Below are 12,697 nucleotides of genomic sequence, written 5' to 3'. Positions count from 1 at the left end.
TTTAGAATTTCATCATTGAAGGATCATAAGGTTTACCATTAATTATAAATTTACCCTGCTCTAAAGAGACGTCGATAATGTAATCTGTACCTTGAACACTAATTAAACCAGATTGCTGTAATGCCTTTAATTGTTTTTCAGTCTGCATATCCGCTAATTGTTCAGGAGTTAGTGCTGGCTGATTGGTTTTGTCTGTAGGTTGATTAGCATTTTGATTTGCCTGTAATTGTTGCACTAAAGTTTGTTGTAAATCAGGCTCCTTAGCTAACTGCTGTATTATTGACTGCTTCATAATCTCTTTTACTGCTTCAGCAGGTACTTGTAACTTAGCTTTACCCTGAATTTTTTGCATTAATTCAAAAGGATTAGAATTCTCTCCTTTAGGCAAAGTAACATAAAGGTTTCCTTCAATCTGCCCTTGAGGGATTTTGAAGCTGAGTTGAGATATTTCAAACTCTGCACCCTTACTAAATAACTTCGGCAATTCAGGCAATAAAGCAAGCATTGCTTGTTGGCGTTGCACCTCATCACCATTTTGCATAGCCCGTGTTTGTTCATTGATTTTAGCTAATACATCAGCATCAAGATTTCTTAAGGCGACTTCTAAATCTCCTGGACCATAATTTTGGCCATTGGCTAACATGGATTTTAAACTCACATTAAAATGTGTATTAAAAAGATGTTGCTCAATATCGCTATCTGATTTAACGACAAGGCCATTAATTTCAAACATTTTTTGATCTTTAACAAAAACATCAAAAATTGGTAAACTAAAGTTTGCATCACCCAAATACAAGCCGGCAGGTGTTTCATGCAAATCATAATCACTAGTGACCTTGCTTAAAGTAATTTTGGTATCTTCTTTAATTGCATTCAATCCATCCAAAATAACGTTACCTTTAACTTTGGTCACTCCCGAAGTCATAGTAGTACTAGAATTCATCCCTAACCATTCAAAGTTACCAGAGCCATCTTTTGCAACTAATTTGAACGTAGGAACTTTAAAGTCGACGGTGCTTTCATTAAGGTAATTAACAAATATGCTTAAATCCAATTGTGGCTTTATCGAGTCTTGTGTGAATTGTGCATTAAACTGATCGTTATATTGTGGTGGGAATGGGAAAACTGCTTCTGCATATCCTAATCCAAAACGTATATGATTGTTAGCAACAATAATCGGACCATGGTGAATGGTTAATGGCATCTCTGTCCTGTAATCTTGAGCAGGAAGAGTTTGAGATTGACCATTAGCATCTTTTACAACGCGCTCAGGAACATGTAAACGCCATTTAATTTTAGCTTCAGAATCAAACCATCCTCTGTGGTATTGTTCAATATCAGCATATAAACCATTTGATTGATCAATTACCTCAATAGTCTTTCTAATTGACTTTTCAGTAAGAACACCCATACCATAATATCCGCCTAGAATTAGAACGGCCAGGATAATCACTAATCCTGCAAATTTTTTCATTCTGTTCTCCATGTTATTAATTCGCTACAACAAAACTGCAGTACGAAGTATAACAGCAAATAACATAGGAGTGCGATACGCTTATAAAAAAACACCCCTAGTAATTTTGCGGCAATGAATAAACAAGATTAAGGATGTTTTACTGATTTGCAATAAGTCTCTTTAACCATAAAAGCCAATATTAATGCAATCAAAGAACAAAGTGGCAATATTTTTAAACCCGCCTGAAAATCTGACAATAACAGGGTTTCAACATTATAAGCACGAGCCCCCGACACCATATCCACTAAACGCCCGACTAAAGGTTGTAATAAAGCACCAACAAATATTGAAATCATATTGGTAAAGGCAATTGAAGTTCCAATCACATTTCTATCATGTATCTCAGTAGAAACCGCATAAGCAATCGCAACACCTGTGTTAGTAAGACCAAAAGCAAAGAACAGCAAATAAGCTGAATTTTGACTTAAAGTTGGACTATATACATACAAACTTGTAAAAATGATACCGAATATCGCTGAAAGAATCATGAGTGGCTTGCGACGTCCCATTTTATCTGAGATCCAGCCTGATAAAGGACCACTAATTCCCCAGCCTATAAAAATTAATCCTGTAGCAAAAGCAGCTGCATGCACACCCAGTCCTCTGCCAAATTGCAAATAAGCAGGGCCAATTGCTTCACCAATAACCGCTGTTGGACCAAATAAAAATCCAGCATAGAGTGCGTTATACCAAGTTTGTCGGCAAGATAATACGATTTTTAAACTCTGCAAGATACTTAATTGATTTATAGAACGCACCTCACTTCTATGCTCCCCTGGTTTATCTTGTACAAATTGATAGAGCAAGGCAGCAAGAGCAATAAATAGGAAAGCAATAATCAGCATGCTATGACGCCATCCTACATTACTTACCAAAAAGGAAACAGGGGCCTCTCCTGCTGCAGCACCTAACATTCCTAATGCTTGGGTTAAACCGGCTAGTAAACCTAGCATTGTGGGTGGAAACCAAGATGTAGCCAATCGTAGCGAACATACAAAAGCAAACGCAGCACTAAAGCCTATGAGCATTCTACCAATTGAGCCCATAAATAGACTTCCTGCTAAGCCAAAAACACAACAACCAAAAGCAGTGACTAACGACATTACAGTAAGTAACCAACGGATACTTAAACGATCTACAGTAAGCCCTACAGGGATTTGCATCAAAATATAGGGCACATAAAATGAAGCAGTTAATATACCAAAACCTGCTTCATTAATTCCAAAATCAATTTGCAAGTAACGGTGCATTACTCCAGGGGCCACACGAGCCATATAATCTGAGAAATAAAAAGCAGCAGCCAATCCCCAAACTAACCAAGCAAATGCTAGATAACTCTTACGGTTATAAATTTCTACTCTAGATTCATGCATTTTGTTCATAAATTCTCTATTTTAATAAAAATTCTAATTCGCTTTGTTTCATCGAAGGGTACTAACCGCATTGGTATATCAAAAAGCAAAGCCCCGTATCAGGGCTATTTATATTTTCTACTAATGCTAGAACATCGACTGTAGTATAAATATCAATAAGCCCTAATATTTATACAAAAATGAGCAAAAAATCTGCAAAGCAAGGATCACATTATACTGTTGTTGTCATTTATTTCAACACATGGCTTGATTTCTTTTGTATGAACCTCTTCCTGCTCCCTAGTTATATACTAAGTGTTACTCTACATAAAGAATATGGTTATAATAATCGTGCTAATTTAATTTTTTTAAGGCTTAAAATGAATGCTCTTAATCTAGCAATAAAAGAAGCTCTTCTTTCAGCAGGAAATACGAAAGAGGCGAATAAGGCTTATCTGGAGTTTATTAAAGCTAACTTTATCATTCCCATTGAACAAAACACTGAAAACGAAGAGCCTATAGTGCTATTCTTGCAAGAAAATGACCATATTTTTTTGCCTGTATTTACCGAGATAAGTTATCTTAATTCGTGGGCTTCTGAAATAGCTAAAGAAATTAAGCTACTCAAATTATCTGGGGTAGATTTACTTAAAGGGCTTGGCGACAATGTCACTGTATGCCTCAATATAGGCAGTGAAATATATAAAGAATTTAACCCTTCTGAAATTACTCGTATGCGGTCAATTGTATTAAAACTATTCAAAAAATAACTCACTATCTATCATCCTAAAAAACAGCCCTACTCCTCCTTTTTTAGGATGGTATTTCCTTCTCCCTGTGGGGAGAAGAGAAATTGGACTAATGGGCAACACTACATAAATAGGCGAATTATGTTTTTTAGACTATAGTATCGATTCTTCTAAAATTAGGCTACCAATTCAAATAATTGGTATCCAACTAACGCAGAAGCAGCTATAGCACCACTAATTTCAATAACCAGTGACAAAAAACTGTGTTTATGACAATACACTTGATCATTTGCAGCAACTTCACTTGCTACTGAAAGCACTTCAGGTGCTTCAGAGTTTAACTCAAAAAGTGGTTGTTCCCCTTCCATTGCATCCCACCATCCTTCTAACCAATGGTCCGCTTGTTGGCTACCGATATGGAAAGGATTATCTTCTTCGGCAACATCCGCAAGAGCGCATTCGTAACCAAATGCGTAACTGTCTTCATAACTTGGATGCTCAATGTTAAAACGTAATTTAATATGTGGTAGTAAGGCTGTTATGTCGTTCATGATTGTACCCTCTATTTATGTATTCAGTATGTTTCTTAATACTGTCAATAATTTCTACATTTAAAACAATTTTACGACTTTAAATTAACGCTTATTTACCAATTCAAAACATTTACTAATTTTTGACAATTTTTTATTTTGCTAAGAAATAATAATTCATTTTTATATTTCTATAATTATAGAAGCAATTTCTGGGCCAACTTTTTCTGTATCTTAAAAAAACAAAAAAATTAGAAGAAGAACAAAAAGGGAGATTAAAAATAAGTATGTGGTGTAACTTTACTTTTTGCCGGCAAATTTTGCCATCATGGTGCTAAACGACGGTATTTCCATTGCTCATTTTGCCGAAAATACTGAATTCGATCATGTAACCGATTGTCTCTTCCCTGCCAAAACTCTATTTGGTCAGGAATAATCATAAATCCACCCCAATAAGTTGGGCGTACGATGGGTTGTTGCCCATGCTTTTCTATTAATTCATTTAAAGCATTTTCTAATGATTGTCTGTCTTTAATCTCATGGCTTTGAGGTGAGACAATCGCACTAAATTGGCTTTTAATTGGTCTGGATAAAAAATAAAGATCAGATTGCTTTTCTTCAACGTGTTGGACTTGACCGCGCACTCTAACCTGTCTTGCCATTTGCGGCCAATAAAAATTAAGTGCAACATAAGGATTTACTTTGATTTGTACTGCTTTTGCGCTTTGATAGTTTGTATAAAAAACAAAATTGCCTTCATGCAAACCTTTTAACAATACAACTCTAGAATCAGGACGACCTTGATCATCTACCGTAGATAAAACCATGGCTGTAGGATCATTTTTCTCATTCTTTAGGACATCTTCAAACCATTGCATAAATTGCACTATGGGATCATCAGGAAGCAATTCTTCGCTTAAATTCAACTCACCATATTCACGTCTGATATCCGCGATGCTTCGAAAATTTGTCATGAAATATCACTTAACATAGGAAGGTATACATATACCTGATTTCTGATTCTCAATAAATAACCTGGATAATCATTGATCCATCCAGGCTATTTTCTTATCTATTTCCAGCCAGTTACTTCAGCTATTGCATCCCCTAAATCAGCTGGAGAACGAACTGTTCGCACACCAGCAGCTTCTAAGGCAGCATATTTTTCAGCTGCTGTTCCTTTACCGCCTGAAATAATTGCACCCGCATGCCCCATACGTTTACCCGCTGGAGCAGTGACTCCTGCAATGTAAGAAACTACTGGTTTACTCACGTGCGACTTAATGTATTCAGCTGCCTCTTCTTCTGCTGAGCCACCAATTTCACCAACCATAATAATTGCTTGGGTTTGTGGATCTTGCTCGAATAAAGCTAAAGCATCAATGAAATTGGTGCCGGGAATAGGATCTCCTCCAATACCAATACAAGTACTTTGCCCAAAGCCTTTATCGGTAGTTTGTTTTACAGCTTCATAGGTTAATGTGCCTGATCGAGAAACAATTCCAACTTTTCCGGGTAAATGGATTGAGCCTGGCATAATACCAATTTTGCACTCTCCAGGAGTAATGATGCCTGGGCAATTTGGGCCAATTAATCGCGCTTGAGTATTATTTTCCAAATATACTTTTACTTGTAACATATCTAATACAGGTACACCTTCAGTAATACAAACGATTAATTGAATCCCAGCGTCCGCAGCTTCTAAAATCGAATCTTTACAAAATGGAGCTGGAACATAAATCACACTCGCCTCTGCTTTTGTTTCTTGAACTGCTTCTCGCATCGTATTAAATACTGGCAAGCCTAAATGCATCTGGCCACCTTTACCTGGCGTTACACCGCCAACCATTTGTGTACCATAAGCAATTGCTTGTTCTGAATGATAAGTTCCTTGCTTTCCAGTAAAACCTTGACACAGTACTTTAGTCTGTTTATTAACTAATACACTCATTGTTAACCTCGAAAATTAGTATAACTATTCACCACAGCTATATCTGGCACATCCCGAACAAAAAGAACTCTTTTTGTTCGACCGATGTTCAAATCTAACTTTTCCCCAAGATTTTGAAATTGTGCTGAATGGTTATAAATTAGTAATTAAGCCACAGCCGCAACAATTTTCTTTGCAGCATCAGTTAAACTGGTTGCAGCAATTACATTTAAATCACTTTTATTTAAAATATCAGCACCGAGCTGTGCATTATTACCCTCAAGACGCACAACTACAGGAATTTTTACATCCACTTCTTTCACTGCAGCAAGAATACCATCAGCGATGAGATCACAACGGACAATACCACCAAAAATATTAACCAAAATACCTTTGACTTTTTCATCAGATATAATAATTTTCAGTGCTTCACTCACTCGCTCCTTCGTAGCACCACCCCCGACGTCTAGGAAGTTTGCTGGATCGCCTCCATGGAGCTTAATCACATCCATAGTCGCCATAGCAAGGCCTGCGCCATTAACCATACAACCAATAGTTCCATCAAGTGGAATATAATTTAATTCCCAGTCACTCGCACGATTTTCGCGTTCATCTTCTTGTGATGCATCACGCAAACTCTTTAATTGAGGTTGACGATACAAGGCATTACCATCAATATTAATTTTTCCATCCAAACAAATTAATTGTCCTGATTGACTCACTACAAGCGGGTTTATTTCCAATAAGCTCAAATCACACTCAACAAACATTTTGCCTAATCCCATCATTAAATGGGTAAATTGCTTGATTTGATCATCGTGTAAACCTAATTTAAATCCTGCCTCACGGCATTGAAAGGGCATAACACCCACTAGAGGATCTACAATTATTTTAAAAATTTTCTCAGGTGTTTTTTCTGCAACCTTTTCAATCTCAACCCCACCTTCAGTAGAGGCCATGATTACAACTCGACGGGTAGCGCGATCCACAACTGCACCAAGATATAATTCTCTTCCTATCTCACAAGTTTCTTCAATGAGAACTGCATTAACAGGTTGGCCATGTGCATCAGTTTGGTAAGTCACCAAACGAGTTCCTAATAAGGCTTTAACTGCAGCGGCTAATTCATCTTTATTGGCTACTACTTTGACTCCCCCTGCTTTCCCTCTTCCACCAGCATGAACTTGGGCTTTAACAACCCAACGATTTGTCGATAATTGAGAAGCTACTTGTAGTGCATCATCAACATTATAGGCAACTTGGCCATTTGGAACTGGTAAATTATATTTTGCAAACAATTGTTTGGCTTGGTATTCATGTAAATTCATTGCAATTACCTTTCTAAAAAAAGCAAAATTCATCAGCACATAAGTGTAAATGAAACTTAAACATTAAGTAAAAGACGAGCAGGATCTTCCAATAGCTCTTTCACACTCACCAGAAATTGGACTGAATCTTTACCATCTATTAAACGATGATCGTAAGACAAAGCCACATACATCATAGGACGAATCACAATTTGTCCTTTTTCCACTACAGGTCGTTCTTCTATCTTATGCATTCCTAAAATACCTGTTTGTGGGGGGTTAATGATTGGAGTAGCCAATAAAGAACCAAACACTCCGCCATTAGTAATAGTAAATGTACCGCCTTGCATATCTTCCATAGCTAATTTGCCTTGTCTGGCTTTTGTTGCAGAATCATTAATTGCAAGCTCAATGTCAGCCATGCTCATTTGATCGGCATCGCGAATTACAGGAACAACTAGCCCTCTCTCCGTAGATACTGCAATACCTATATCATAAAAGCCATGATACACCACATCTTGACCATCTATAGAGGCATTTACCGCAGGAAAACGCTTTAAAGACTCAACGACAGCTTTAGTGAAAAAAGACATAAATCCAAGTTTTACACCATGCTTTTTCTCAAAACTATCTTTATATTGAGCACGCATGTCCATCACTGCTTTTAAATTAACCTCATTGAAAGTAGTCAGCATAGCTGCGTTATGTTGTGCTGCTAATAAGCGCTCTGCAATTTTTGCTCGCAATCGGGTCATTGGCACACGGCGCTCTTCACGTAACCCCATCTGTACTTGTGTTGTTTGTTCTTTTTTACTTTCTGCGGGTTTTGACGACTTCTCTCTGCTCGATTCTATATAGGAAAGAACGTCTTCTTTAGTAATTCGACCATCTTTACCGCTGCCTTGGATTTGACCTGGCTGAAGATCATGCTCTGCCATCATTCGTCTTACTACAGGGCTTGTTGATTTATCTTCTTTGGCGCTAACCTTTTCTTTCGTGGCATCAGCCTGCTCAGCCTTTTTTTCCTCTTTAGATTCAGCCTTCTTTTCTTCTTTAGCTTCTGCTGCATCGCCTTCTTTTATTTTTGCGAGCAATTGTCCAGAATTTACGGTATCTCCCTCTTGAAACATTATTTCACTGAGTATTCCATCAACGGGAGCTGGAACTTCAAGAACGACTTTGTCTGTTTCTAAATCCAACAAATTTTCATCACGGGAAACTTTATCACCCACTTTTTTATGCCAAGCAGCTACTGTTGCATCAGCTACTGACTCAGGCAAAACAGGGACTTTGACTTCAATCGACATGGTTATACCTTCTTATTTTATTAGGGTTTATTGGCAACTCGACTTTCTTGGCCCAAATAGCTTGATTTTCTACGCTATGATACTCACACACTTCCTGTATGCTAAGCTTCATTACCTCAAAAACAAGAAATTTTGACCCAAGCTAGCAAATTGTAAATAAACCCTAGATTCATTAACAAATTTGTAGCCAGGAGACAGGTAATCCCCCTAACTCCAGCTACGATAAATACAAATTTACCCCAATAAAGCTTGTTCAACTAAAGATTGCTGTTGCGCAGCATGCAAAGCAGGGCTGCCTACAGCTGGTGCCGCAGCAGACTCTCTACCGGCATAATGCAATGTTTGATCTGCATGCAAGCAATCTTTTATATTATGTTGAGAAGAATACCAAATTCCCTGATTTTGTGGCTCTTCTTGACACCAGATTACTTCTTTTGCTTGAGGATATTTCTTGATCTCAGCAATAAGTGCTTTCTTAGGAAATGGATACAATTGCTCTACACGCACCAAAGCAACATGATTCAACTTCTTATCACGACGCATTTGTAATAGGTCATAATAGACTTTCCCACAACAAAGCACTATTCGAGTAACTTTTTTTGCATTTAAATCATCAATTTCGGGAATAATGGTATGGAATTTTCCTTTGAATAAATCCTCTAACGGAGAAACCGCTAATTTATGGCGCAATAAACTTTTTGGAGTCATGACAATTAAAGGTTTTCGGAAGTTGCGAATTACTTGCCTTCGTAATAAATGAAAAATCTGTGCTGGAGTTGTTGGGGTACATACTTGTATGTTGTGCTGTGCACAAAGTTGCATATATCGTTCCAAACGAGCTGACGAATGCTCTGGCCCTTGCCCTTCATATCCATGGGGTAACAACATAACTAAACCACATAAACGGCCCCATTTTTGCTCGCCTGAACTAATGAATTGATCGATAACTACCTGAGCACCATTTGCAAAGTCACCAAACTGAGCTTCCCACAATACTAAAAAATTAGGGTCGGAAGAAGAATATCCATATTCAAAAGCCAGCACAGCCTCTTCCGACAGTACGGAATCAATTACCGAAAAAGGACGGCTAAGTTCATTCGTTACATGTTCCAAAGGAATGTATGTATCGCCAGTTTCAACATCATGTAATATAGCATGACGATGAGCAAACGTTCCTCTTCCAGAATCTTGGCCTGATAAGCGTACACCATAACCTTCCTGAACTAAGCTTGCATAAGCCATGGTTTCAGCATAGCCCCAGTTCATAGGCAACTCACCCGCTGTCATTTTTTCACGTTCATTTAATAAACGCTGGACCACAGGATGCAATGAAAAACCTTTAGGGAGGTCACTTAATTGTTTCGCTAATTTTTGTAAATTGGTTTTAGAAATTGTGGTATCGGCTTTATTGGTCCATTTTGCATCAATGTAAGGCGTCCAATCCATCGCATATTTGCCTTCATAATCACCATGTACCAAATCCACAACCGCTTTACCTTTATCTAAACTATCACGATACATATCTATTAATTTTTCGACATCCTTGCTGGTTAACACCTCTTCTTTAATAAGGTGATCTGCATAGATTTCTCGTAAAGGACGCATCGATTTAATTCTTTTATACATTGCAGGTTGCGTTACTGCTGGCTCATCGGCTTCATTATGCCCATGTCTTCTGTAACATACGAGATCAATGACAACATCGCGTTTAAACTTCATCCTAAAATCAAATGCTAACTGAGTAGCGAATACTACTGCTTCGGGATCATCACCGTTTACGTGAATCACAGGTGCCTGAACCATTTTAGCAACATCAGTACAGTATAAAGTCGAACGCGCATCTAAAGGATTACTGGTTGTAAAACCTATTTGATTGTTAATCACGATATGAACTGTACCTCCAGTACAATACCCTCGCGATTGAGAAAAGTTAAACGTTTCCATCACGACACCTTGGCCAGCAAATGCAGCATCTCCATGGATAACAACTGGCACTACTTTTTCTTTTTTGTCGAGATCATTGCGTCGTCTTTGACGAGCACGTACTGATCCCTCAACTACTGGACCAATAATTTCCAAATGAGATGGATTAAATGCCAATGCTAAATGAACCACGGAGTCTGAGTTTGTTTTGATATCGGATGAAAAACCCAAATGATATTTTACATCTCCAGTTCGTTCCGATTTGATTTTTCCTTCAAACTCTTGGAAGAGGGCATTAGGCTCTTTACCCAATACATTCACAAGAACATTTAACCGTCCTCGATGTGCCATACCAATAATTACCTCTTTGACATTATCTCTTCCGGCACATTGAATAATTTCCTTCATCATAGGAATTAAAGAATCTCCACCCTCAAGCGAAAATCGTTTTTGTCCTACATAACGCGTACCCAAATAACGTTCCAATCCATCCGCTGCAATGAGATCTTTTAGAATTTCGATTTTTTTGGACGTAGCTAAGGTTGGGCGCCCCCGCACGGACTCCATTCGTTGTTGCAACCATTCTGTTTCTTGAGTATCAGAAATATGCATGTACTCAATACCAATACTGCCACAATATGTTTCCCGCAGCGCTTGATATATTTCACCCAATGTCATTTCAGGTCCATTAAATGTGGTTCCTGCAAAAAACTTTCGACTTTTATCGACATCAGACAAATGATGATAGTCCAACTCCAGCGCTGGAACGGGGAGACGCTCCGCCATTTCCAGTGGATCTAACCTGGCAGCATGATGCCCCATTGATCGATATGCATTAATTAAGTGGGCAATCCGGAATTGTTGATTGTCAGTTGATTGAACAACAGGTATTGCTTTTTTATCTGCATTCTGCAAAAAATATTCGCGAACATCTCTATGAGAAAGCTCTTTTTCAGCATTGTTCACTTTAGGTAAAGCACTAAATACTGCTCGCCAATCAGCCGAAACCGAGTTAGGATCAGCAAGATAATCCTCATAAAGACTATCAATATAAGCCATGCTTCCACCAGATAAATAGGAAGAGGCCCATTCATTTTGCAGATTGGAACTGCTCATTTTCTCTCTCTCCAAAGGGGTATTGATCACTACCACCATTAAAATTGGCTATTCCACTCATCCACGTGGATAAAACGGCTATCCCTGCAAGCAGGGATTCGTCCTTATCCTAGTGCAAGTCAAAAACCTAAGATAATAACTCTGCGAGTTATTTTGAAATTAAACTTCCAGTTCAATTCAATATAGGTTTAACGATTCTTTACTAGGTACCCAAAAAATAAAACCATATCTTAAGTTTCTTGTTTTAACATCTGTACGCGAATATCTGCAATCGCTTTTGTCGGATTGAGCCCCTTAGGACAAACATTTGTACAGTTCATAATGCTACGGCAACGAAATACACTAAAAGGATCTTGCAATTTATCCAGGCGATGCATTGTTGCTGTATCTCGACTATCTGCTAAAAATCGTCTTGCCTGTAATAACCCAGCAGGTCCCACAAACTTTTCAGGATTCCACCAAAATGAAGGGCATGAACTAGTACAGCAGGCACATAGAATACATTCATATAATCCATCAAGTTGTGCTCGTTCCTCCGGAGATTGTAATCGTTCTCGCGCAGGAGCAACTTCATCATTTTGTAAATAGGGTTCTATACGTTCATATTGTTGATAAAATTGGGACATATCAACAGCCAAATCTCGAATCACTGGAAACCCTGGTAAAGGACGAATCACTACTTTATCTGTCTGTAATTGAGAGATATGAGTAATACATGCTAAGCCATTAGTTCCATTAATATTCATGCCATCAGAACCACAGACTCCTTCACGGCAGGATCGTCTATAAGTAATGGAAGGATCCTGTTCTGCCTTCAAACGCTCAAGTAAAGTAAGTAGCATAGGATCACTTTTGGCTGGAATGTCCAGCTCATAATCTTTCATATATGGCTTAGCATCCACTTCTGGATTATAGCGATATATTGATAGGGTCAATTTTCTACTATCTGCCATGTAATGTATCCTCT

At 38.1% G+C, this 12,697-nt stretch carries 10 protein-coding genes; 1 reads left to right on the top strand and 9 read right to left on the bottom strand.

The features are described 5' to 3' along the window. Nucleotide 1: 1 nt before the first annotated feature. Nucleotides 2–1,474, bottom strand: coding sequence for a YdgA family protein (locus tag DYH34_RS01970; protein WP_058463890.1), 1,473 nt, complete (start codon nt 1,472–1,474; stop codon nt 2–4). A gap of 128 nt (nt 1,475–1,602) precedes the next feature. Then, nucleotides 1,603–2,898: an MFS transporter gene (locus DYH34_RS01965; RefSeq protein ID WP_058463891.1), complete on the bottom strand. Its 1,296-nt coding sequence runs from the start codon at nt 2,896–2,898 to the stop codon at nt 1,603–1,605. Between the two features lie 350 nt (nt 2,899–3,248). Here DYH34_RS01965 and DYH34_RS01960 point away from each other — a divergent pair, with 350 nt between their 5' ends. After that, entirely contained in the window at nt 3,249–3,638 is a 390-nt protein-coding gene (locus DYH34_RS01960; protein WP_058464320.1) for an SseB family protein, read from the top strand. Nucleotides 3,639–3,793: 155 nt separating this feature from the next. Here the strand turns inward: DYH34_RS01960 and DYH34_RS01955 are convergent, their stop codons facing one another. From DYH34_RS01955 to DYH34_RS01925, 7 genes are all read right to left on the bottom strand, one after another. Beyond that, complete coding sequence (locus DYH34_RS01955; RefSeq protein WP_058463892.1) at nt 3,794–4,168, bottom strand: hypothetical protein; 375 nt, start codon at nt 4,166–4,168, stop codon at nt 3,794–3,796. A gap of 305 nt (nt 4,169–4,473) precedes the next feature. Then, complete coding sequence (gene pdxH / locus DYH34_RS01950; protein ID WP_058463893.1) at nt 4,474–5,121, bottom strand: pyridoxamine 5'-phosphate oxidase; 648 nt, start codon at nt 5,119–5,121, stop codon at nt 4,474–4,476. Between the two features lie 98 nt (nt 5,122–5,219). After that, a complete protein-coding gene (sucD, locus tag DYH34_RS01945; protein WP_058463894.1) occupies nt 5,220–6,098 on the bottom strand; it encodes a succinate--CoA ligase subunit alpha in 879 nt (292 codons plus the stop codon). Between the two features lie 146 nt (nt 6,099–6,244). After that, on the bottom strand, nt 6,245–7,405 hold the full coding sequence (sucC, locus tag DYH34_RS01940) for an ADP-forming succinate--CoA ligase subunit beta (RefSeq protein ID WP_058463895.1): 1,161 nt from the start codon (nt 7,403–7,405) through the stop codon (nt 6,245–6,247). A gap of 56 nt (nt 7,406–7,461) precedes the next feature. Continuing rightward, nucleotides 7,462–8,691 carry a 2-oxoglutarate dehydrogenase complex dihydrolipoyllysine-residue succinyltransferase gene (gene odhB, locus DYH34_RS01935; protein ID WP_058463896.1) on the bottom strand — a complete coding sequence of 410 codons (1,230 nt, stop codon included), beginning with the start codon at nt 8,689–8,691 and terminating at the stop codon, nt 7,462–7,464. A 234-nt stretch (nt 8,692–8,925) separates the two neighbouring features. Continuing rightward, nucleotides 8,926–11,730, bottom strand: a complete 2,805-nt coding sequence (locus tag DYH34_RS01930; RefSeq protein WP_058463897.1) for a 2-oxoglutarate dehydrogenase E1 component — start codon at nt 11,728–11,730, stop codon at nt 8,926–8,928. Between the two features lie 230 nt (nt 11,731–11,960). After that, complete coding sequence (locus tag DYH34_RS01925; RefSeq protein ID WP_058463898.1) at nt 11,961–12,683, bottom strand: succinate dehydrogenase iron-sulfur subunit; 723 nt, start codon at nt 12,681–12,683, stop codon at nt 11,961–11,963. Nucleotides 12,684–12,697 lie beyond the last annotated feature (14 nt).

The organism is Legionella cincinnatiensis, from assembly GCF_900452415.1.
GTDB lineage: Bacteria > Pseudomonadota > Gammaproteobacteria > Legionellales > Legionellaceae > Legionella > Legionella cincinnatiensis.
The sequence above is the reverse complement of the archived record's forward strand: the minus strand, read 5'-3'. Positions and strand labels throughout refer to the sequence as shown.

Bases quoted from the DNA above. Each gene is read 5' to 3' on its own strand.
- DYH34_RS01930 (WP_058463897.1), bottom strand. From the start codon at position 11,730: ATGAGCAGTTCCAATCTGCAAAATGAATGGGCCTCTTCCTATTTATCT.
- DYH34_RS01965 (WP_058463891.1), bottom strand. From the start codon at position 2,898: ATGAACAAAATGCATGAATCTAGAGTAGAAATTTATAACCGTAAGAGT.
- sucD (WP_058463894.1), bottom strand. From the start codon at position 6,098: ATGAGTGTATTAGTTAATAAACAGACTAAAGTACTGTGTCAAGGTTTT.
- sucC (WP_058463895.1), bottom strand. From the start codon at position 7,405: ATGAATTTACATGAATACCAAGCCAAACAATTGTTTGCAAAATATAAT.
- odhB (WP_058463896.1), bottom strand. From the start codon at position 8,691: ATGTCGATTGAAGTCAAAGTCCCTGTTTTGCCTGAGTCAGTAGCTGAT.
- DYH34_RS01960 (WP_058464320.1), top strand. From the start codon at position 3,249: ATGAATGCTCTTAATCTAGCAATAAAAGAAGCTCTTCTTTCAGCAGGA.
- DYH34_RS01970 (WP_058463890.1), bottom strand. From the start codon at position 1,474: ATGAAAAAATTTGCAGGATTAGTGATTATCCTGGCCGTTCTAATTCTA.
- pdxH (WP_058463893.1), bottom strand. From the start codon at position 5,121: ATGACAAATTTTCGAAGCATCGCGGATATCAGACGTGAATATGGTGAG.
- DYH34_RS01955 (WP_058463892.1), bottom strand. From the start codon at position 4,168: ATGAACGACATAACAGCCTTACTACCACATATTAAATTACGTTTTAAC.
- DYH34_RS01925 (WP_058463898.1), bottom strand. From the start codon at position 12,683: ATGGCAGATAGTAGAAAATTGACCCTATCAATATATCGCTATAATCCA.